13 protein-coding genes are annotated in these 22,588 nt (G+C 73.6%); 2 read left to right on the top strand and 11 right to left on the bottom strand.

The features are described from left to right. Window positions 1-58: 58 nt before the first annotated feature. From BJ961_RS22860 to BJ961_RS22845, 4 genes are all read right to left on the bottom strand, one after another. The gene (locus BJ961_RS22860) at window positions 59-1,228 is read right to left on the bottom strand and encodes an ATP-binding protein (RefSeq protein WP_271417139.1); all 1,170 of its coding nucleotides are present in this window, start codon (window positions 1,226-1,228) and stop codon (window positions 59-61) included. A gap of 53 nt (window positions 1,229-1,281) precedes the next feature. Beyond that, a complete protein-coding gene (locus BJ961_RS22855; protein ID WP_381160418.1) occupies window positions 1,282-6,468 on the bottom strand; it encodes a hypothetical protein in 5,187 nt (1,728 codons plus the stop codon). Next, on the bottom strand, window positions 6,465-7,319 hold the full coding sequence (locus BJ961_RS22850) for a DUF4132 domain-containing protein (protein ID WP_271414674.1): 855 nt from the start codon (window positions 7,317-7,319) through the stop codon (window positions 6,465-6,467). Before BJ961_RS22850 ends, BJ961_RS22855 begins: the two co-directional genes overlap by 4 nt. A 110-nt stretch (window positions 7,320-7,429) precedes the next feature. Then, the gene (locus tag BJ961_RS22845; RefSeq protein ID WP_456300698.1) at window positions 7,430-8,524 is read right to left on the bottom strand and encodes a DNA polymerase III subunit beta family protein; all 1,095 of its coding nucleotides are present in this window, start codon (window positions 8,522-8,524) and stop codon (window positions 7,430-7,432) included. 191 nt (window positions 8,525-8,715) lie between these two features. On the opposite strand from BJ961_RS22845, the gene BJ961_RS22840 reads away from it, so the two are divergent. Then, window positions 8,716-9,441: a YqjF family protein gene (locus tag BJ961_RS22840; protein WP_271417136.1), complete on the top strand. Its 726-nt coding sequence runs from the start codon at window positions 8,716-8,718 to the stop codon at window positions 9,439-9,441. A 279-nt stretch (window positions 9,442-9,720) separates the two neighbouring features. On the opposite strand, the gene exaC is transcribed toward BJ961_RS22840, so the two are convergent. The 5 genes from exaC to xylB form a co-directional block, all read right to left on the bottom strand. Then, window positions 9,721-11,244 carry an acetaldehyde dehydrogenase ExaC gene (gene exaC, locus BJ961_RS22835; protein ID WP_271414673.1) on the bottom strand — a complete coding sequence of 508 codons (1,524 nt, stop codon included), beginning with the start codon at window positions 11,242-11,244 and terminating at the stop codon, window positions 9,721-9,723. A gap of 140 nt (window positions 11,245-11,384) precedes the next feature. Continuing rightward, window positions 11,385-12,644, bottom strand: coding sequence for a GAF domain-containing protein (locus BJ961_RS22830; RefSeq protein ID WP_271417135.1), 1,260 nt, complete (start codon window positions 12,642-12,644; stop codon window positions 11,385-11,387). 133 nt (window positions 12,645-12,777) lie between these two features. Beyond that, window positions 12,778-13,383, bottom strand: coding sequence for an N-acetylmuramoyl-L-alanine amidase (locus BJ961_RS22825; protein WP_271414672.1), 606 nt, complete (start codon window positions 13,381-13,383; stop codon window positions 12,778-12,780). A 389-nt stretch (window positions 13,384-13,772) separates the two neighbouring features. Then, window positions 13,773-14,981, bottom strand: coding sequence for an ROK family transcriptional regulator (locus BJ961_RS22820; protein ID WP_271414671.1), 1,209 nt, complete (start codon window positions 14,979-14,981; stop codon window positions 13,773-13,775). Between the two features lie 248 nt (window positions 14,982-15,229). Further along, a complete protein-coding gene (gene xylB / locus BJ961_RS22815) occupies window positions 15,230-16,675 on the bottom strand; it encodes a xylulokinase (RefSeq protein ID WP_271414670.1) in 1,446 nt (481 codons plus the stop codon). Window positions 16,676-16,830: 155 nt separating this feature from the next. On the opposite strand from xylB, the gene xylA reads away from it, so the two are divergent. Further along, the gene (xylA, locus tag BJ961_RS22810) at window positions 16,831-17,994 is read left to right on the top strand and encodes a xylose isomerase (protein WP_271414669.1); all 1,164 of its coding nucleotides are present in this window, start codon (window positions 16,831-16,833) and stop codon (window positions 17,992-17,994) included. A 305-nt stretch (window positions 17,995-18,299) separates the two neighbouring features. Here the strand turns inward: xylA and BJ961_RS22805 are convergent, their stop codons facing one another. Both BJ961_RS22805 and BJ961_RS22800 read right to left on the bottom strand, forming a co-directional pair. Then, a complete protein-coding gene (locus tag BJ961_RS22805) occupies window positions 18,300-19,568 on the bottom strand; it encodes an SWF or SNF family helicase (protein WP_271414668.1) in 1,269 nt (422 codons plus the stop codon). After that, window positions 19,565-22,435, bottom strand: a complete 2,871-nt coding sequence (locus BJ961_RS22800; RefSeq protein ID WP_271417134.1) for a DEAD/DEAH box helicase — start codon at window positions 22,433-22,435, stop codon at window positions 19,565-19,567. The genes BJ961_RS22805 and BJ961_RS22800 overlap by 4 nt, the downstream gene beginning before the upstream one ends. Window positions 22,436-22,588 lie beyond the last annotated feature (153 nt).

Here is a 22,588-nt window from a genome sequence, read left to right as displayed (position 1 = left end):
GACCCGGAGGAGCACGAGGACGGGGAGCCGGGAAAGGAGGGTGCGCGGGACACGGGGGTCAGCCCTCCAGGACCGTGCGCAGGTCCCACAAGGTGCGCCAGGTGGCCGAACCCTGCTCGGCCCGGCGCCGGACCGGACCGTCCCAGTAACCGCGCAGCCGCGCCGCGTCGGCGGGATCGTCCTTGCGGACCACGCCGAGGAGATGCCCGGGCAGCAGCCCCAGCACGTCGCGGTCCCCGGGGAAGTACGCCGCGGCCAGCCCGAGCGCGCCCGCGACGGACACCGCCTCCGCGGTGCTCATGACGGTGGAGGGCCGCTCGACTTCCCAGCCCTCCGCAGAACGGCCTTCTCGCAGATCGCGGAACGCGACGACCAGGGCCTCCAGGACGGCCTCGTCGACCTTGAAGGGCACGCCGGCACGTTCGACCGAGGCCCGCGCCTGGCCGCGCACCAGGGCCGTCTCGGCGTCGAGGTCCGGGATGGAGCCCACCGTCTCGAAGTTGAAGCGCCGCTTGAGAGCCGCGGACATCTCGGAGACGCCCCTGTCGCGGAGGTTGGCGGTGGCGATGAGGTTGAACCCGGGCGCGGCGTGTGCCAGGGCGTCGTCGGTGCCCGAGAGTTCGGGCACGGCGATGCGCCGCTCGGAGAGGAGGGAGACCAGGGCGTCCTGCACCTCCGGCAGGCAGCGGGTGACCTCCTCGACGCGGGCGATGCCGCCCCGGGTCATCGCGGTCAGCACCGGGGACGGCACGAGCGCCGTCCGGCTGGGGCCCTGGGCGAGCAGCAGGGCGTAGTTCCAGCCGTACTTGAGCTGGTCCTCGGTCGTTCCCGCCGTGCCCTGCACCACCAGGCCGCTGGTGCCGCACACGGCTGCCGACAGCAGCTCGGACAGCATCGACTTGGCGGTGCCGGGCTCGCCGACGAGCAGCAGTCCGCGCTCCCCGGCGAGCGTCACGACGCACCGCTCCACCAGCGCCCGGTCGCCGACGAACTTGCCCTCCACCACCAGCCGGCGCGGCACTCCCTCGGGCACCTCGGCGTCCTCGGGCAGCCGTAGGGCGCGGCCGTCGCTGCCCATGACGAAGGTGACCGCCGCGCGGGGCGTGAGCCGCCAGGCGGGCGGGCGCGGACCGTCGTCGTGGGCGGCGAGGAAGGCCAGCTCGGTGGCGTACCGCTCCTCGGGCGGCACGATCTGGCGGGCGGTGTCGGGGGAGAGGGTGGTGGTCATCGTCGGGTCTTCCGGGTGGGATCGGGAGGCGGTCACGGTGGCTTCGTCCTGGATCATCGGCGACGGCCCTTGCGCGGTGTGCGGGTGGTGAGTTCCTCGTAGGCGGGCGCGTCCTGGGCGCACACCCGTCCCCAGGCGCGGGTGAACAACTCGCCCACCGGGAGCAGGGGAGCGGCGCGGAGCCCCTCGCTCACCGGATAGAGGCCCTCCTTCCACGTCTCCACCGGCAGGGCGGGCGACCTGAGATCGCGCCAGCCGCAGGGCAGGAAGAGGGAACGACCGGCCCGCGGCCGCTTGGCCTCCACCACCAGCGCCGTGGCGGCGAGTTCGGCCCGGGCCCTCTTCGACCGGGCCGACTTCCAGCCGGTCCAGCGGGCGCAGTTGCGGTCGGTCGGGTCGGGCAGGGCCAGCAGTTGCAGGTAGAGCGCCGCCGCGTCCTCGCTCAGCCCGCGGGCCGCCGCGACCTCGCCGACGAGTGCCGGAACACTGACCGTGGGGTCCTGCGCCGGTCCCGTGGTCCCCTCGGAATCCAGACCGGCGGCGAGCGTGCGGGCGAGCTCGTCCCCCAGGATCGCCCGCAGGGCCCGCACTCGGCTGCCGCGCGCGACACCCACCAGCCCTTCGAGGAGGCCGAACACGGAGTCGTCCGGACCGATGAGGCCGGCCGGGCGCACCAGCACCGTTTCCCTGTCGCCGTGCCACGGGCGCAGGACGAGGGCCTCACCCACCCGCGTCGTGCCGTCCGCGTCCGCGCCGCCCGCGGCGGGCAGTCCGTAGGCCTTGCGCAGCTCGGCGGCGGTGGTGCCGCCCTTCTCCGCCCACTCGACATCCAGGTCGAGCAGCAGCCCCGGATCGGCGAGGCGGCGGCGCAGAGCGGCCAGGGCCTGCGGCAGCGCCGCGCGCAGGGGGTGGCCGTGAGGGAGGGCGTAGGCGAGCGAGCAGAGGGCGTCGACGGCCGCGGCCAGCGCGTGACCGTGGGGTACCGCGGCGGGGTCCTCCGCGACCAGCCGGCCGTCCTTGTCCGGCCGCTGCACCGTGGTGCGGCTGAGCCAGGGGGTGCGCGCCGGGTTGAGCACGACCTCGGCGGACCCGCCCGGCAGGCCGTCGAGCACGGCGGCCAGGTCCTCGGGCACGCGGACGAGGGAACCCAGGCGCTCGGCCCACACCCGGCCGGCGGCGCCCGTGTCGGGTCCGGCCGTCCACAGCTCGGCGGGATCGTCGGGCAGCAGGGCGCCGATGAGCGCCGCCCGGTCCGCCGCGGGCAGCGACCGCAGCATCCGGTTGCCCGAGTCCAGCTGACGCGGTTTGAGCCCGGTCGTGGCGAGTGCGTCGGCGTCGAGCTTCTCCTGCTGCCCGGCGAGCAGCACCGTCGCCTGGAGCGGCCCCAGCCCCGCCCGCGTCGCAGCTGCGAGGGCGGCCGGCGCCTCGGGCTGCCAGGGCGCGGCTCCCTTGTCCCGGACCAGCCGGACGACCGCGGCCAGGGTGTCGGCCGGGAGCGCCGGCGCGTGCCGGGTCTCCTTCTCCAGGGTGAAGTGGGCGACCGCGCCGAACACGCCCGCGGGATCGTGGTCGAGCGCGAGCCAGTTGACACGGTCCCGGGCGGTGTCGATGTTCTGGCAGCCGAGTACGACCACGGTGCGGCCGTCCCGGCGCAGTACCTGACCCGCGCGCTCCTGCTGCTGGTGCCGCCGGTGCGTGTCGTACGGCTCGGCCAGAACGACCTCCCGGAGGCAGCCGTCACCGGGTGCGGCGAGCGGCCCTTCGGCGAGCGCCTCGAACAGGAGGAGCAGCGACTCCCGTTCGGCCTCCGGCACGGTCGGCGCGGTGGCCCGGTACGCCAGCGGCCGCAGCACACCGAGCAGGGCGGGCCAGACCACTGCGATGCCGGGGACGGTGTGCTCGTCGCTGTGCCATCCGTCGGTGAGCGCGGACCGCCGGGGCCGGTCGGGCAGCCGGGCGCCGTCGGCGGGCCTGCCCGACAGCACGTGGTTCACGGCACGAATCTGCCGGAGCGCGGTCCACTTGCTCTCGCCGCCCCACGCCCCCCACAGGTGGGCCAGGCCGTTGGCGGCCGTGACGAGGGCGCGGTCGTCGCCGTGGTCGGGGCGGTAGTCCGCGAACATGCCCTCGGTGCGCCTGCGCTCCTGCTTCGGCTGCTCCTCGGGCGGCGTGACGAAGCGGGTGACCGTGTCGGCGACCTGGACAGTCGTGCGGACCAGGGCCGCCACCCCCAGGAGGAGCCGCTTGTCGGTGAGGCCCGGAAGCCCTCGGGACACGGCCTTCCGTACCACCTCCTCGGCGGACGGCACCGCGAGCCGCCCCTCGGTGCTGCCCGCCCCGGCATCCGCCGCCGAACCGTCGGCCGACCCGTCCGTGCCACGGGCGGCGGTCACCAGCGCCTGGCGTTCGGCCAGCGCCCGCGCCGCCGCGCTCAGCAGGCCGGCGGCCCCCTCGTCGGTGACGGCCCGCAGAACGGCCGAGGCCCGCTCGTCACGCGGACGCAACGCGTGCCAGAAGGCGACCGGAGGAACGAGCGGCGTGCCCGCGGCGAACTCCCCGCCCCGCTCGTTCGACGTCACCCGGCCGAGCACGCCCGCGTCTGTACCGTCGTCCTGAGCGAACAGGGCGATCTGGCGTCGCGTGCGGGCCACGACGGGCGCCGCGCCCCCGGGCAGCCGCAGCGCACCGAGCGGGACGACGCGCTCGCCGCCCCCGGACGTCCGCAGCGTGACGGTGCGGCCGTCGGGCGTGCCGGCGGTGGTGAGCGTCCGACCGGGCTCGTCCTCCGCCCGCACCCAGCGTCCCAGTACGGCGCCGTCGGTGCCGAACGGGCTCCGTTCCAGGCCGGGCTGCACCGGCAGCACCTCGCACCGGTCCTGCAGCAGCGTCGCGTCGTCGCTGATGCCGGAGCGGAGGAAGGCGGGCAGGGAGGCGCGACCGTGAGTGCCCGTCGCGGGGTCGTACTCCAGCCACACGTGCTGCCGCCCCTGCCTGCCCTGGCGCCAGTACAGAGTGCCGTCCCCGATGACGGGCCGGGTCGAGGGCAGGACGGTGTCCCCGGCGTGCAGGGCGGGCCCGCCGGTGGCCCGGCCGCCGCCGACCAGCGGGATGGAGGGGGTGCCCGTGTCCTCGTTGTGCCACCAGCGGGAGACCTGCTCGCCGGTGAGCGTGACGACCTCGGACGGGCGGGCCGACCAATAGCCGCGCTGCTTGCCGTCGTGCCACCACACCACGAGCAGTTCCCCGTCGGTGTAGCGGAACTGAGGACGCTGCCAACGGTCCAGGTCGGGCGGGAGCCGCAGATCGTGTTCGAGCAGGATCTTGTCCGGACCGACGACGACCGCCTTGTGTCCACGGCTCAGCACCAGGCAGGGCCATGCCTCGGTCACGGTCAGCGGGGTGTCGCGGTCCCTCCGGGCCCCGGCCCCCGTCCCGGTTCGGCCCCGGGTCTCGGTGTCGAGCAGGCGCAGGGCCTCCTCGAGGGCCGGCCAGCCCAGTTCGTCGAGGACACCGGCGCGCAGGGTGCGCCCGAGCAGCGGAGCCGTCTCGTAGGCGGCGACGCGGGCGACGGCCTCGGGGTTGACCCGGGGGGCCACCGACCGGAAGGGGCCCAGCCGGTGCAGGGCCTCGCGCGCCCCGGGCAGGCCCACGGCGCCCGCGAGTTCACCCACCGCGTCGTCCAGCCATTCGCGCAGGACGCCGCTGAGCACGGGATGGTCGGCGAGGTGGTCCAGCACCTTGCCCGAGGGCCGGTAGTGGTCCACGGCACCGATCGCCCGCAGGAGCAGCGGGCGCAGCCGCGGGTCCGACGCGACGGCGGCCAGATCACGCCGCTCGGTCCCGGTGTCGCGCGTCCAGTGGTCCAGCCCCAGGTGGACCTCGCTGTCGGGAGCGGGCAGGGCGAGCGGCACGCCCTGCGCCGCGCACAGGTCGAGCAGGGCGATGTCGACGGCCACGTGCCGGCGCCCGGTGAACAGGTCGACGGTCCGTCCGTCGGCGCGCAACCGCGGCGCCATCCGCGCGACGAGGCCGAGAGTGGCCGGGGAACTGTCGCACACCGTGCCGCCGCGCTTGCGGTGGGCGGCCCAACGGCTCAGCCAGTCCGCCGCGTCGACCTTGCCCACCGCGCCACCCGTGCCGTCTCCGTCCACCGACCCACCCGTCGCGTCGGGTTCGTCGGTCAGCAGTCGGTCGGCACCGCACTCGGTCAGCAGCGCCAGCCAGAACTCGTCGCTCTTGGCGTCGTGGTCCAGCCCGGCCGGCATGATCTCCAGCAGCCGTTCCCGGACGGCGGGCCGCCGTCCGGCGAGGACGCTCAAGGTCGCCCGGTAGGCGTTCCAGAAGGAGGCGGGCGCCCGCACTGCGGCCGGTGAGGCGACCAGGTCGGCGACGAGCTCGCACTCCGCCTCCACCCTGGGCAGCCCGGCCGCCTTGATCAGCCCGCGTGCGTCCTGCGGCAGCGACGCGTACGGCGGCATCCCGGCCGCACAGCGTTCCACCGCCAGCTGACGGAACTGCGCCCATGCCTCCGAGGCGTCCAGCCTGGTGGCGAGATCCCTCACATGCTGCTTCAGCGCCTTGACGGTCAGCGCGCCCGCGAACGCGAACTCCAGGAACACGGCGCGCTGCCGCCGCTCGTCCACCGCGAGCGCGTGCACCCGCTCGGCCTCACGGGCCTTGCCGAAGAAGGCGGCGGCGTAGGTGGTGTTGTCGAACTGGAGGAAGACCCGCGCGGCCTGCTCGTAGAAGGTGGGCAGGAAGTGCGGCACGGTCCGGCCGAGGCGGTCGCCGAGCTTCTCGAAGCCCTCCTTGGCGGTGCCGGGCCGGGACTTGGCCTGTCGGGCGAGCCGCTCGACGTCCTTGACCAGAGCCAGCGCGTGGTGCCCGTTGGCCGGGTCGTTGACCAGGGCCCAGGCGGGGAAGCCGAGGGTCTCCCGCTTGACCTGACCGACCTCGGGCGCCTCCGCGTCCCGGACGAGTCCGAGGAAGTCCAGGGCGAGGTCCTCCGCCTCCCCGAGGGTGCCCGGCACCAGCCGGACGACGCTGCGCTCACCCAGCGCGGCATGCGCGTACGTACGGACGGTGAGGGTGTCGGCGTCCTCCCGGCTGCTGCTGCCCGGCGGCAGGAGCGCGCCGGCCTCGAGCAGAGCGGCGGCGGTGGCCTCGTCGAGGCGGGCGGCCTCGCGCGTGCCGACGGTGCCGACGGTGCCGTCGGCGACGATGGTGTCCATGGTGCTCACGCGGCCCGCTCCTCGTCCTCGATGTCGCGACCGGCGTACAGCGCGGCAGCCATGCGCATGCCCTCCGACCAGGCCACCGGTCCCACACGGCCCGGCTTCACCACCTGGCCGGCGGCGTCGGTCCACATCAGGGGGCCGGTCTCCGTCTCGGCGTACCCGTCGTAGTCGCCGACCCAGACGCGGGCTTCCACACCGCGGCCGTCCTCCCACACGGAGCAGACGGCGTATCCGCCTCGTACGCGGTGGCCGAGCTGAGTGACGCGCCCGTGCAGGAAGCGCAGCTCCTTGAAGGCGCCGCCCGCGTACTCGTCCACCGTGGTGGCCTCGGCGTCGAGTACGGCGGGGCGGTGCCACACCTCGCGGAAGAGCTGCTGAGCCCGCTGTTCGACGCCGAGCTCGACGGCGAACTCCCGCAGCTCCTCGAGGTCTTCGAGGAGCACGGGATGCGGGAGACGGACGAGGTCGGGGGCGATGCGCACCGTGTCCCCGTCGAGGTCGACGAGGCCGAGACCGCGCTCGGGGTCGGCGTCCCGCAGGAAGCCCGCGACCTCGCCGTCGGCACCGGTGACCACGAGGTCGCGCAGGGCGGACCGCCAGGCCGGGTCGGGCCACACCCGGGTGAGCACGGCGAGGGGCACGGGCAGGGACCGCACCATCCACCGCTCCACGTCGCCCAGGCACTGGCGTTCGTGGCGCTCCAACCACTCGACGAGCTGCCGCAGTCCGACCACCGCGGGATCGTCCGCGAGTTTGGCGGGCACCGACTTCAGCCGCCGTCCGGCGGCGTTGCGGCACACCACCTTGCCGTCGTCCAGGGCGACCTCGTAGTCCCCGGCCGTCACCCACCCCATGAGTGCCTCCCCGCACCGCAGTGATCAAGTGCTGACGACTGTAGGCGAGACCACTGACAATGCCGTGAGCACAGGCGACGGGCTCCAGGAGCAGGGCGGCAGGCGCGGCCTCAGTCGTCCAGGCGGACCGGCATCAGCAGCGAGAACGCCGCGTCGTCGTCCGTCCGGCGGATCGCGAGCGGTGCCGTGGAGGCGCCCAGTTCCAGGACGAGCCGGTCCCGGTCCGCGGCGGCGAGCGCGTCCAGCAGGAACCCGCGGTCGACGCCGACGCGGTCCACGTCGTCGCCGTCCCCGCAGACCGTCACCGTCCCGTCGTCCGCCACACCGAGCACGCTGACCTCCCGCGCGGCGCCGTCCCGCTCGCGCGCCTCACCCGGCCGGACGGGGCCGGACTCCAGTGCCTTCCGGAAGGCGGGCACATCGACGACCACGCGCCGTCCGGACGGCAGCTGGACGAGACGGCGGTAGTCGGGAAAGTCGTACGCCAGCCGCTGACCGGAGGCCTGGCGCCCCCCTGTCTCCAGCATCACGCCGTCGCCCTCCACGGAGAAACGGGCGGGCCCGCCGTCGCTCAGGAGGGCACGCATCGCGTCGGCGAGCGGAGCGGGCACGACGACCTGGTCACGCGGCCCCTCGTGTCCGGCGGCAGCCACACGCGCGACGGCCATCCGATACCGGTCCGTGGCCACGAGGTGCAGCGTGTCGCCATCGACGTCGAACAGCACCCCGCCGAGCATGGGCAGCTCGGGGTCTCCGCCGGCGGCGAAGCGGACCGCGTCGAAGGCGGCCGCGAGGTCGGCCGCGGGGAGGGACAGTCGGAGGGTGCCGGTACGCGCGGCAGCGGTCATGGGATTCTCCCGGTGATCGAGTAGGGCTCGGAGTGTGGAGAACTCGTCGCGGGCCTCGGCCAGGCCCAGTTCGAGACGACGCAGATGCGCCGACAGGAGTCCGCGCACGAGGTCCGTGTCCGCGCCGGCCCAGCCGGCCAGCACCAGCCGGACGTCCGCCAACGGCATGCCGGCCCGCCGCAGCCGGGCCAGCACCCTGGCCTCGTCGAGCTGCTCCGGGGCGTACCAGCGGTAGCCACTCACCGGATCCACCCGTGCGGGGACCAGTACACCGGCCCGGTCGTAGAACCGCAGGGCGCTCACGCCCAGTCCGCTGTCGCGGGCCATCTCCCCGATGCTGCGCATCTCGCTCTCCACGTCCCGCACTCTGAGCCCTTGACCAGGTCGAGGGTCAATCCCGGCATCGGCCGACCCGCACTGCTGCCCCTCCCGTGGCCCGGTACGTCCGCCGCCCCGGTCCGTGCGTCACGCCGTACGTCTGCCATTCTTGCGCCGTGCAGAATCCGAGTCCCAGCGCGGTCACCCCGGACGCCCCCGCCGTGATACGGATGCCGCTTCTCACCCAGGAGTGGCTCGACCTCGCCTTCATCCACTGGGCGGTCGAGCCCGCCGCCGTGGCGGGGCTGATGCCGCGCGGCACCGTCCCCGACACGTACGACGGACTCACCTACGTCGGACTCGTCGCCTTCCGGATGCACCGGGTCGGATGGCTCCGGCTGCCCGCGATCCCGTACCTCGGCTCGTTCCCGGAGACCAACGTGCGCCTGTACAGCGTGGACGCGCACGGGCGGCGCGGCGTGGTCTTCCGGTCGATGGACGCGGCCCGCCTGATACCGGTGGTCATGGGCCGGGTCGGCTTCCGGCTGCCCTACCTGTGGTCCCGCATGACCGTCCGTGCCGCGGGCGACACCGTGACCTACACCAGTTCCCGCCGATGGCCGGGACCGCGCGGCGCGTACAGCCGCATCACCTTGCGGACCGGTGAACGCATCGACGAACCCACCGGCCTGGAGCACTTCCTCACCGCCCGCTGGGGCATGCACAACATGTTCTTCGGCGGGGCGGCGTACCTGCCCAACGACCATCCCCGCTGGCCGCTGCACCGGGCCCGGCTCCTCTCGTGCGACGAGGATTTGATCGCGGGCGCCGGGCTGCCGGCCCCGTCCGACGCTCCGGTCAGCGTCCTCTACTCACCCGGCGTCCCGGTCCGCCTCGGACGCCCCGCCAGGCCGGCCGCCATCAACCCGTCGGGCCCTGACCTCAGGCACGCTTGACCCCGCATACTCGGACGACCATGGCCGCATCCCGGGGCGAGGTCCGTCAGGCGCCGGCCACGGCACTCGGCCTGCGCGACCCGCTGCGCCTACGAGAGGGCACGAGGACACCCTCGGCGTCGTACAGGGCACTGGTCGGGCCTCGAAACGTCGGACTGTGGTCGTACCACTCAGGCGCGGTACGCGAGTCCGATGGCACGGGGCGGACTCGACGCCGACCACCTCGAATGCAAGGCGCCTGAGGGGCAGAGCCCCGCTCAGGCGCCTTCTCTCGTGCCCCTAGAAGAACCCGAGCTTCTTCGCCGAGTACGAGACGAGGAGGTTCTTCGTCTGCTGGTAGTGCTCCAGCATCATCTTGTGGTTCTCCCGGCCGATGCCCGACTGCTTGTAGCCGCCGAAGGCGGCGTGCGCGGGGTAGGCGTGGTAGCAGTTCGTCCACACGCGTCCCGCCTGGATCGCCCGGCCCGCACGGTAGGCGGTGTTCATGTCGCGGGTCCACACGCCGGCGCCGAGCCCGTACAGGGTGTCGTTGGCGGTCCTGATCGCGTCGTCGAAGTCGTCGAAGGACGTCACCGACACGACCGGGCCGAAGATCTCCTCCTGGAAGATCCGCATGCGGTTGTGACCCTCGAAGATCGTCGGCTGGACGTAGTAACCGCCCTTCAGCTCGCCGTCGTGCTCGATCCGCTCGCCGCCGGTGAGCACCTTGGCGCCTTCCTGCCGGCCGATGTCCAGGTAGGAGAGGATCTTCTCCAGCTGGTCGTTGGAGGCCTGCGCGCCGATCATCGTGTCGGTGTCCAGCGGGTGGCCCGGCTTGATCAGTTCGGTGCGGGCGACGGCCGCTTCCATGAACTCGGCGTAGCTGCCGCGCTGGACGAGCGCACGGGACGGACAGGTGCAGACCTCGCCCTGGTTGAGCGCGAACATCGTGAAGCCCTCGAGCGCCTTGTCGCGGAAGTCGTCGTCCCGCGCCCAGACGTCGTCGAAGAAGATGTTCGGCGACTTGCCGCCCAGCTCCAGCGTGACCGGCTTGATGTTCTCCGAGGCGTACTGCATGATCAGCCGCCCCGTCGTGGTCTCCCCGGTGAACGCCACCTTCGCCACCCGGGGGCTCGACGCGAGCGGCTTGCCCGCCTCCGCGCCGAAGCCGTTGACGACGTTCACGACGCCGGGCGGCAGCAGGTCCGCCACCAGGCTCAGCCAGTAGTGGATCGAGGCCGGGGTCTGCTCCGCGGGCTTCAGCACCACCGCGTTCCCGGCGGCCAGGGCCGGGGCGAGCTTCCAGGTCGCCATCAGGATCGGGAAGTTCCACGGGATGATCTGCGCGACGACGCCGAGCGGCTCGTGGAAGTGGTACGCCACCGTGTCGTCGTCGACCTCGCCGATCGAACCCTCCTGCGCGCGGATCGCCCCCGCGAAGTAGCGGAAGTGGTCGACGGCGAGCGGCATGTCGGCCGCCAGCGTCTCGCGCACCGGCTTGCCGTTCTCCCAGCTCTCGGCGACCGCCAGGCGCTCCAGGTTCGCCTCCATGCGGTCGGCGATCTTCAGCAGGATGTCGGAACGCTCGGTCACCGAGGTACGGCCCCAACCCGGAGCGGCCTCGTGCGCCGCGTCGAGCGCCCGCTCCACGTCGTCCGCGGTGCCGCGCGCGATCTCGGTGAACGGCAGACCGTTCACCGGAGACGGGTTCTCGAAGTACTGCCCGCGCGACGGCGGCACGTACTCGCCGCCGATGAAGTGGTCGTAGCGCGACTGATAGGAGACGATCGCGCCCTCGGTGCCGGGCGCCGCATAACGGGTCATCCTGTGTGCCTCCCTCATCGAGCACTGCCCGCCGTTGGACAGCTCTGGCGCGAGGCTAGGAACCCGGACGTTGCGGAGACGTTGCGTGCGCCGGGGCCACCGCCCGGCCCATGGGGAGAGCGCCCCTCACCGGAACGTGGTCACCAGGGGTCCGGATCCGTCAGCTCCGACTCCAGCGCCGCCAGCCGGGAGCCGTTGGCCGCGCTGGGCCGGACCGAGGCGAGCGCACGCCAGATGTCGAGATCGTCCTCCCCCCACGGTGCGTACGCCCAGTCGGCCAGCAGGTCGGGATCGCCGCACGCGATCAGCGCGGCGCGCAGACCGTCGGCGAGCCGGCGCCTGAGCCGCACCACGGCCGGGGCTTGGGAGCCGGGCAGCAGCGGGCCCGCGTACGCCGTCGCGGCCGCCGTCAGCGCGCCGACCCGCAGACGACGCTCGACGACGGCGGCGTCGGACTCGACGGGCGTCGTGAGCCGGTACGGACGGGAGGCCAGCCGGCCCGGCCCCAGGATGCCGCGCAACCTGGCCAGCTCGGCACGCAGCGTCACCGGCGGCACCGTCTCGTCCTCGTACAGCGCGCACAGCAACTCGTCGCCGGTCAGGCCCTCCGGGTGGTGGGCCAGCAGCACGACGATCTCGCTGTGCCGCCGGCTCAGCCGTACCCTGCGGCCGTCCGCGCTGAGCAGGGCCTCGTCCCGGCCCAGCGCGGTCAGCTCGGCCGCTCGGGGTCCGGACCGCTCCGGAGCGAGCAGCGCCAGCTGCGACTGAGCGGCACGCGCCACCGCCTGCACGAAGCCCAGACTGTGCGGGTGCGCCAGACCGTCCCCGCCCGTGATGTCCACGGCCCCCAGCACCCGCCCGGTGCGGGGATCGTGCACGGGAGCGGCCGCGCACGTCCAGGGCTGGACCCGTCGTATGAAGTGCTCCGCCGCGAAGACCTGCACCGGGCGGCCGACGGCCACCGCCGTGCCCGGCGCGTTCGTTCCGACCGCCGACTCCGCCCACCGGGCACCGGGCACGAAGTTCATCCCTTCCGCCCGCCGCCGGGTGACCGGATGCCCCTCGACCCACAGCAACCTGCCGTGCGCGTCGCACACCGCGAGCAGATGCTCGCCGTCGGAGGCGAACGTGCCCAGGAGCTCCCGGACCAGCGGCATCGCCCGCGCCAGTGGGTGTTCGGCCCGGTAGGCGCCCAGGTCACCGTCCATCAGTTCCACGCTCGCGGTGCCGTCGGGCCCGACACCCGCCCGGACCGACCGCCGCCACGACTCCGCCACCACGGCACGCACCGGCTGCGGTACCGTCCCCGCCTCGGTGAACGTCTCGTGTGCCCGCCGCAGAGTCCGCGCGCGCTCCAGGGGGTCGGTCCCCGGTTCCAGAGCCAGCCATGAATCAGTCAACTCGGCCTCCCCGGACGGCGTAGCGGTTCGGGACATCGTGACTCCGCGGAAACGCGCGTACAACCACTTCGACCAGCCGGGTCACCCGAATGTGGCGTTCCGGGTTCGGCGGGCGGGCGGCCGGGTGAGCGGGTCAGGCGAAGTTGACCAGTCTGATGTAGCGGGTCCAGTCCCAGAAGGGCCCCGGATCGGTGTGGTCGCTGCCCGGGACCTCGTGGTGCGCGATGATGTGCTCGCGGTCCTTGGGGATGCCGTAGGCCGTGCAGATCGCGGCGGTGAGCCGGGCGGACTGCTCGTACAGGGCATTGGTGAAGTACTGGGGCCGGTCCACCCACCCCTCGTGTTCGATGCCGATGCTGCGGGTGTTGTAGTCCCAGTTTCCGGCGTGCCAGGCGATGTCCGTCTCACGGACACACTGCGCCACGTGCCCGTCGGAGGACCGGACGACGTAGTGCGCGGACACCTGTTTCTCGGGATCGCGGAAGATGGAGAGGGTGTCGGGGTACGTCTCCTGCGTGACGTGGACGACCACATAGTCGACGGGGTAGGCCGTGGGGCGGGTCGACCGGCTGTAGTTGGAGGCGCTCGCGGGCTGCCACTCGGCGGAGGGGTAGTCGACGGCGCGGGTCGTGGCGGTGGCCGGTGTACCGGAGAGCAGGGCGTAGGGGACGGTGGCGAGCGCGGCGCCCTTCAGGAGCCGCCGCCTGCTGGGAACCGGCGCTGTCCTTTCCCTTTCCATGGGAGTTGCCCTTTCGTCGGTGGGCCCCGGGGCCCGGTGGGGGGATGCTCAGCTGTTCGTTCGGCATGCCTCAGGGGCACGGCTGAGGTGGAGACGACGTACGCGGACGTCCGACACGATGTGAGCGAGGTGCGTTCGCGTGAATCACCGTACGGGGAGCGGGGGTTGCGCAGAAGACCGCCGCGCCGTTCCGTGGACAGCCACGGCTCTGTGGACACCGGGCTCACTCGACCGGGTGAAGTGTGGGACGGTGCCGGTGCGGCAGCGGTGCCGGGTCGGCCGCCGAAGCGATCTCCGGTGGTGTTGTTCATCCCGGCCCCCACCGCCGTCGTCGCGGGGAGGGGCGGTGAGGGCCCGTGAGGTCGGCGCGCGGCCGTCCGCGGACGGCTTCAGGCCCGCTCCGCCGCCAGCGCCGGGTCGTCCAGGACGGCCCGCACCACGGAGTGTGCGGCTCCGAGCAGCGGCCCCTGCGGTCCCAGCCCGGACACCGTGACCGGGCAGGGGGGACCGGCCGTCCGCCGGGCCAGTTCGTCACGCAGTGAGGGCAGCAGCCACGGTGCCAGTCCGGCCAGGGCGCCGCCCAGGATCACGCTCTCTGGATCCAGCAGGTTGACGGCACCGGTCAGCGCGATCCCGAACGCCGTACCCGCTTCACGCAGCGCGGCCCGTACCTCCTCGTCGCCCGCCGTGGCACGTCCGGCGAGCAGCCCCACACGATCTTCCCCGGGCTCCACGCCCGCCGCGCGCAGCACCGCCTTCTCACCCGCGTACTGCTCCAGACATCCCCGCCCACCACAGGCGCACTCGGGCCCGTCGGGACGGACCGGTACATGTCCCAGCTCACCGGCGAACCCGCGGGTGCCGCGCAGCAGGCGACCGTCGAAGACCACGGCCGCGCCGATGCCGATCTCCGCCGAGACGTGCAGGAAGTCCCGGGGAGTGCCGTCACCGAGCCAGAGTTCGGCGAGCGCCCCGAAGTTGGCCTCGTTGTCCACGGTCGGCGTGAGGTCCGGGGGCAGCAGGGCGCCGAGATCGGTGTCGTGCCAGTCCAGGTTCGGGGCGCGCACGACGGTCCGGCCGTCCCTGGCCACCAGACCCGGCACGGCCACCGCGAGCCCGGCCGACCACAGTCCCTCGGCCTCCGCCTCCGAGACGACCTGCCGCACCAGTGCGGCGAGCTGCTCGAGCACCGGCTCCGGGGAGCGGCCCCGATTGCTGCCGTACCGCACGGCCCGCGCGCGCACCCGGCCACGCAGGTCGACGGCGCAGACCGCGAGGTGGTCGACGCCGACCTCCGCCCCGATTCCGGCCGGGCCCTGCGCGCTGACGGCGAGCGCGGATCCGGGGCGGCCCACGCGACCGGGACGCTCCGGACCCAGCTCCTCCAGCAGGCCCGAGCGGATGAGTTCGTCCACGAGGGTCGACACCGCCGCGCGCGTCAACCCGATACGTGAGGCGACGGCGGCCCGGGACAGCGGGCCCTCGGCGCTGACGGTGTGCATCACGCGCGCGAGATTGCGACGGCGCATGCCCTGCTGGGTGTCCGGCAGTGCCCGCCCGGGGCGGGCCGGGTGCGCTTCGTGCGGCGGTGCGGTCATGCCTCCGTCAGTCCTTGGTCTGTCGTCGCTCGGCCCGGTCCAGGACGCGGCCCCGCCTGTGCGGAGCCCCGGCGGCCCCGTCCGGGTACGGGGCCTCGGCGGAGGACCGCCGGTGACGGTCATCCTGAGCGTGCCCTCCGGCTCGGGGCGAGTCGGACGGGTGCGCTCCGACAGGTCCCCTCCCGCGGCGCCGCGCGGGAACGGTCGGCGGGCAACCCGCCGGTGGCGTCGCCCGTGCGGGCGTGCCCTCAGCGGGGGTCCACGTTCCGTTCCAGCAGCGGTGCCGCGTCGGAGAGTACCCCGGTGATCCGGTTCAGCGTCGCCTCGTCCCGTTCCACGGCGTCGAGCACCGGCCCGGCGGCCGTGTCCCAACGCCGGGCGACCGCGGCCCCGTCCTCGCCCGTCAGCAGGCCGGCCGCCTGCGCGGCGGCGCCCAGGGCGACCAGTTCCCTCGCCTCGGGGATCTGGACAGGGCGGCCCGACAGCCGCCGTACCGTCTGCTGCCAGGCCGCTCCCCGCGCGCCGCCACCGATCAGCAACAGTGGTGCGCCGGGGTCCGCGTCCGCGTCGAGGACCAGGTCGAGGGCGCCGAGCAGAGAGTGGACGGCGCCGTCGTACGCGGCCTGGAGCAGCTGACCGGCGGTCGTGTCGTGGCGCAGCCCGTACAGCAGGCCCGAGGAGTGCGGGAGGTTCGGTGTGCGCTCGCCGTCCAGGAAGGGCAGGAGCGTGGCTTCGGTGCCGGGCTCGACGGCTTCCCGGTCCAGGTTCAGCAGGGCGGCGACGCGGTCGACGGCAAGCGTGCAGTTGAGGGTGCAGGCCAGTGGCAGCCAGTCGCCGCGCGCGTCGGCGAAGCCCGCCACCGTGCCGGTCGGGTCGGCGGGCCGGTGCCGTGACACGGCGTACGCCGTGCCCGACGTGCCGAGGCTCATCACCGGAACCCCGGGACGCAGCCCAAGGCCCAGCGCGGCGGCCGCGTTGTCGCCGGTGCCGGCGGCGACCAGGGTGCCCTTGGAGAACGGCAGGCCGTGCCCGTCGCGTACGGTGCCGGCCACCTCACCGGGCCGGACCACCCGGGGCAGCAACGCCGGATCGAGCCCCACGCGCGCGAGGATCCCCTCGTCGTACTCCTCGGTGTCCGACGCCCACCAGCCGGTGCCGGACACGTCGCCGCGGTCGGTGGTCCCCTCGCCGGTGAGGCGCTCGGTGAGGTAGTCGTGGGGGAGTCGTACGGCCTTCACCGCGCGGGCCGCGTCCGGCTCGTGCTCGGCCAGCCAGGCCCACTTGGTGACCGTGAAGGAGGCGCTGGGCACGCTCCCCGTGCGCTCCGCCCAGGCCTTGGGCCCGCCCAGCTCGTCGATCAGGCGGCTGGCCTGCGGGGCCGAGCGCACGTCGTTCCACAGCAGGGCGGGGCGCACCGGCTCGCCCCGCGCGTCCAGCGTCACCAGGCCGTGCTGCTGCCCGCCGATGGACACCGCGGCGGCCTCCCGGGCGGCCTCCCCGCACTGGCTCAGGGCCTCGCCCAGCGCGTCCCACCACTGGCGGGGGTCGCTCTCGCGGCCGGCCCCGGAGGACACGGTGTGGGACGCCTGGCCACTCGCGACGACCCGGCCGGTGGCCGCGTCGACGACCAGCGCCTTGGTGGACTGGGTGGACGTGTCCACGCCGACGACGAGCGGACCCTCGGCAGCTGACATCGGGCTTCTCCCTCTTCCGCGGGTCCTGGGACCCGGCCTTCACTCCTTCGGGGACACCTTGTCCCTTCCCAGGACCGTGTGTGCATACTAATTTGTAAAGCGCCATGACGAAATAGTCGGCAGCGATTGATCGGCAGCGAGTGAGGAGCCACGGAATGAACTACCAGCCCACTCCCGAGGACAGGTTCACGTTCGGTTTGTGGACGGTCGGCTGGCAGGGCCGTGACCCGTTCGGTGACGCCACCAGGCAGGCCCTGGACCCCGCCGAGTCGGTACGGCGTCTGTCCGAGCTGGGTGCGCACGGCGTCACGTTCCACGACGACGACCTGATCCCCTTCGGGTCGAGCGACACGGAGCGGGAGTCGCACATCAAGCGGTTCCGGCAGGCGCTGGACGCGACCGGCATGAAGGTGCCGATGGCGACGACGAACCTGTTCACGCACCCGGTGTTCAAGGACGGCGCCTTCACGGCCAACGACCGCGACGTGCGCCGCTACGCGCTGCGCAAGACGATCCGCAACATCGACCTCGCGGTCGAGCTGGGCGCGAGTGTCTACGTGGCCTGGGGCGGCCGGGAGGGCGCGGAGTCCGGCGCGGCGAAGGACGTGCGGGACGCGCTGGACCGCATGAAGGAGGCCTTCGACCTGCTGGGCGAGTACGTCACCGAGCAGGGCTACGACCTCAAGTTCGCGATCGAGCCGAAGCCCAACGAGCCGCGCGGCGACATCCTCCTCCCGACGGTGGGGCACGCGCTGGCGTTCATCGAGCGTCTGGAGCGGCCGGAGCTGTACGGCGTGAACCCGGAGGTCGGCCACGAGCAGATGGCCGGTCTGAACTTCCCGCACGGGATCGCCCAGGCGCTGTGGGCGGGCAAGCTCTTCCACATCGACCTCAACGGCCAGTCGGGCATCAAGTACGACCAGGACCTGCGGTTCGGCGCGGGCGACCTGCGGGCCGCGTTCTGGCTCGTCGACCTGCTGGAGCGGGCCGGGTACGCGGGCCCGAGGCACTTCGACTTCAAGCCGCCGCGGACCGAGGACCTCGACGGCGTGTGGGCGTCGGCGGCCGGCTGCATGCGCAACTACCTGATCCTCAAGGACCGGGCCGCCGCCTTCCGCGCCGACCCGCAGGTGCAGGAGGCACTGGCGGCGGCCCGGCTGGACGAGCTGGCCCGCCCGACCGCCGAAGACGGTCTCGCGGCGCTGCTGGCCGACCGGAGCGCCTACGACACCTTCGACGTGGACGCGGCCGCCGCGCGCGGCATGGCCTTCGAGCACCTCGACCAGCTCGCCATGGACCACCTCCTCGGCGCCCGCTGACCAGCCCCCTCACGCGCGCACCGGCTCCGGCCCCTTCTTCACGGACGGGGCCGGAGCCCGTGTCGTTCGCGGCCGCCCCTCAGCCCGTGGGAGCCCTTGTGTTCCGCAGACGGGGCGGAGTCCGCACGTTCACGGACGGGGGCGGGAACCTGCGCCGTGCAGGTCCGGGGCCCGGAACCCATTTCGGCCGCCGGCCGACCGAGCCCGTCCGGGGCGGAGCGTGTGACCGGCCGCCCGCGGCCGAACCTGCCGAGGCGGAGCAGACCGAGTGGTGCGGCGCGCGGTGCGGAGCGGAACGGGCGACGTCAGGGCTCGTCCCCCGTCGAAAGGTCCGCCGAGGCAAGGGCCGTCGCGGGGTCCTGGGACGCGCCGCCCGCGGGGACCCAGCGGCCGCCTTCCTTGCGGTACGGCCACCAACGCCCCTCGTGGTCGAGGCGAAGCTGGTGGGGTGCGCCGACGACGGTCCACCGGTTGGCCCGCGCCCGCAACGACGGGCGCTCGTCCTCCTCCCAGGCCGACTCCAGCGCCGCACGCGCGCGTGCGAGCGTGTCGCCCTCCACCGCCCACTCCTCCTCGAGCGCCGCCAGCGCGGCCCCGCCGCCGAGCCGCCACGCGCGTACGGCCACGGCCAGCGCCTCCCGCGTGCGCCCCGAACCCTCGCCGAGGCGGTCCCACGCGTCCGGCCCGGGCCCCCCGGCGGCCAGACGCACCGCATCCTGGGCCACGGTCGGTTCCGGGGGCACGCCCTGCCGGTCGTGCCCGCTCCGCAGCGCCTCCACGAGCAGGCGGTGGGCCTCCGCCGCCGTCCGGGTGGCAAGGAAGGCCAGCGCGGACGGGTCGACGCCGAGTGGGGGCGCCGTCTCGGTGTCCAGGGACGGCGGCACCCCCGGGCCCTCACCGACGACGGGCGGGGCGGGCAACGGCGGCAGCACGTGCCCCGCATCCCACGCCTCAGCGGCGTCCACACCCTCCGGCAGGGAGCCTGACTCCTCGGTGGGTGCGCAGCCGTGCGCCTGGAGCGCGTCGAGCACGGCGTTCTCCGCGCGTCCCCGCATCAGCAGCAGGACGAAGGGGTCCTGGTCCAGCAGCCTGGCGACCTGGTAACAGAGCGCCGCGGTGTGCCCGCAGTGGTCCCAGGCGCCGCAGTCGCACTCGGGCTCCAGGTCGCCCATGCCCGGCAACAGGTCGATGCCTGCGGCCGCGGCGTCCTCCACCAGGTGCGGCGGCATGTCGCGGTCCAGCAGCGCCGCCACATGCCCGGACCGCTCGACCGCCATGTCGGCGAAACGATCCCACTGGGCGTCGGACAACTCCTCCAGCAGGACGTCGGCCCGGTGCGCCGTACGGTCCCGGTCCTGGACGACCGCGGTGATACGCCCCGGCCGTACCGACACCGCTCCGACCGCTCCCGCGCGCGCGAGCCTGCGTCCCGTCTTCACCTGCGCCGTGTCCATCGCGGCGTCCTCCAGCGCCTTCAGCCAGGCGCGGCCCCACCAGGTCTGCGCGAAACCCCGCCCCTGCGTGGGCGGCAGCGCGACGAACGTCCGCTCCGCACCGTCGTCGTACCGAGTCATCGCGTACCCCCTCGCAGCTCGACCAGGTCGGCCAGCTCCGCGTCCGTCAGTTCCGTGAGCGCCGCCTCGCCCGCGCCCAGCACCGCGTCGGCGAGTTCCCTCTTGCGATGCAGCAGGGCGGCGATGCGGTCCTCGATCGTGCCCTCCGCGACCAGCCGGTGCACCTGCACGGGACGGGTCTGGCCGATGCGGTGGGCACGATCGGTGGCCTGTGCCTCCACGGCCGGGTTCCACCAGCGGTCGTAGTGCACGACGTGCTCCGCGCGCGTGAGGTTCAGCCCGGTGCCCGCCGCCTTGAGCGACAGCAGGAAGACCGGGACCTCGCCTTCCTGGAACCGCCGCACCAGCGACTCCCGAGCCGCGACCGACGTGCCGCCGTGGAGGAACAGCGACGGCACACCCCTCGAGGCCAAGTGCTGCTCGAGGAGCCGCGCCATCTGCACGTACTGGGTGAAGACCAGCACGCTCGCCTCCTCGGCGAGGATCGTGTCGAGCAGTTCGTCCAGCAGCTCCAGCTTCCCCGAACGGCCGGCGATCTTCGGCCGGTCCTCCTTCAGGAACTGCGCCGGGTGGTTGCAGATCTGCTTGAGACTCGTCAGCAGTTTCACGATCATGCCGCGCCGCGCCATGCTGTCGGACCCGGCGATCTCCGCGAGCGCCTCACGTACCACCGCCTCGTACAGGCCCGTCTGTTCAGCGGTCAACGACACGGGGTGGTCCGTCTCGGTCTTCGGCGGCAGCTCCGGCGCGATTCCCGGGTCCGACTTGCGGCGTCGGAGCAGGAAGGGCCGTACGAGCCTGGCCAGCCGTTCTGCCGCGGCCGGGTCCTGGCCGCCCTCGATGGCCCGGGCGTAGTGCCGGCGGAAGCTGCCGAGCCGGCCCAGGAGCCCGGGAGTGGCCCAGTCGAGGACGGCCCACAGCTCCGAGAGGTTGTTCTCCACAGGGGTTCCGGTGAGCGCCACGCGCGCGCGTGCGCCGATGGAGCGCAGCCGTCGCGCGGTCTCGGAGTACGGGTTCTTCACGTGCTGGGCCTCGTCCGCCACGACCATGCCCCACGACACGGCGGACAGCCGGTCGGTGTCCAGACGCATGGTGCCGTAGGTGGTCAGCACGAACTCGCCGTCCACGAGGTCGTCGAGGTCGCGGCGGGTGCCGTGGAAGCGGCGCACGGGGATGCCGGGCGCGAACCGTTCGATCTCGCGCTGCCAGTTGCCCATCAGGGAGGTCGGGCACACCACCAGGGTGGGTCCGGCGGCGTCGGCGTCGGTCTGCCGGTGCAGATGCAGGGCGATCAGGGTGATGGTCTTCCCGAGCCCCATGTCGTCGGCGAGACAGCAGCCCAGACCCAAGGACGTCATGCGGGCCAGCCAGTTGAGACCCCGCCGCTGGTAGTCGCGCAGTGTGGCGTCGAGCGCGGCGGGCTGCGCGACGGCGTCCTGGCCCTCAGGGTCGGCGAGCCGCTCCCGTACCGTCGCCAGCCATCCCGTGGGGCGCACCTCCACGCGGTGTCCGTCGACCTCCGCCGAACCCGTCAGGGCCGCGGCGAGCGCGTCCACCGGTGTGACCTTGTGGTCGTGCCGGGCGCGGGCGCGGTGGACCTCCCCGGGGTCGACGAGCACCCACTGGTCGCGCAGTCGTACGACGGGGCGGTTCGCCTCGGCGAGCAGGTCCAGCTCCTCGCGCGTGAGTCCCTTGCCGCCCAGCGCGAAGGTCCAGTTGAAGGCGAGCAGCGCATCGGCGGACAGGAACGATGGTGCCTCTGTGGACTCGGACGCGGCCGTACGGGACGTCGTGTCTCCGTCGGGCGGCCCGACCTCGGCGCGGGTGGTCAGGTCGCGGGCCAGCTCCCTCGGCCAGTGCACATCGATTCCCGCGCCGGCGAGTGCGAGGGACCCGGCTCCGAGGAGCTCGGTGATCTCCTCGTCGGTGAGTTCGACGGCGTCCGGCACCGACGCCGACAGCAGAGGCGTGAGCGAGGGCCAGACCCGTGCCGCCCGGCGCAGGGCGAGCAGGGCATCCATACGCGCGCGAGTGCCGAAGGCATCGCCCACGGCACCGGCCCACACCTCGGCTGTGTCCGCGACACGCGTGGGGTCGTCGACGCTGTGCACTTGAGGCACCGCCCGGAACGCCGGACGGGCGTCCGGGACAGTTTCGGCGGACAGCCCTCGCACCTCGATGCGCAGCGACAGCCGTACGCCCGTGTCGTGTCCCGAGGAGACGTCCGCGGCCCACTCGCGCAGCTCGGGCGACCGCTGCGGTTGCCGTGAGGCGTAGGCGGGCCCGGGTGTCAGGAGTGCGGCGGCGGGCGAGCGGGGCAGGATGTCCGCGACGGCGTCCAGGAAGGCGCGCACCAGCCGTTCCTGGTCGGGCAACCGCAAGGGTTCGGTGCGGTTGACCGGAACCGCGTGTGCCTCGGGCGGCATGGCGGCGGCGAGATGGCGGATCCGATCGGACTCCCGCGCGCCGAGCGGACCGGTGCGCCAGGCGTCGTGGTCGGCCGCGGACAGGCCGGGCAGCAACAGCCCGCGCGCGACGAGGTGCAGGGCTTCGACGGCGACCGCACCCCAGAACACCGACGCCCGGTGGCCCTCCGCGTGGGCACGCGCGCGTGTGAGAACCGGCAGGGCCGCCCGCACGGGCAGGAGCACCGCGGGCACGCTCACCGCCTCCACACCGTCACCGCCGGGCAGTACGACCGTCAGACTTTCCGTGGTACCCGAAGCGACGGCCCGGAGTGCTTCGCCGTCGGGCCGCCAGAACGCGACCGCACCGGCGCGACCGGGATCACCGGGCAGGAAGACGGCACAGCAGCCGACGAGTGCGGAGAACTCCGGGGACGAGGCAAGAGCTGTCTGCGCAGCGATGATGTATTCCTCAAATTTGACTAGCTGGGATGCGGCGGCCGACTGTACACCAGCACATCGGCTCCCGGATGCCGTCCAGCTGTGGCATGAGTCACTCTTCAGATGGGGAGGTGCTCCCTCGGCGCCTCTCCCGACTCAGCCGCCGACGAGAAC

Source organism: Streptomyces lienomycini (genome assembly GCF_027947595.1).
In the GTDB taxonomy this organism is placed as follows: domain Bacteria; phylum Actinomycetota; class Actinomycetes; order Streptomycetales; family Streptomycetaceae; genus Streptomyces; species Streptomyces lienomycini.
The sequence above is the reverse complement of the archived record's forward strand: the minus strand, read 5'-3'. Positions and strand labels throughout refer to the sequence as shown.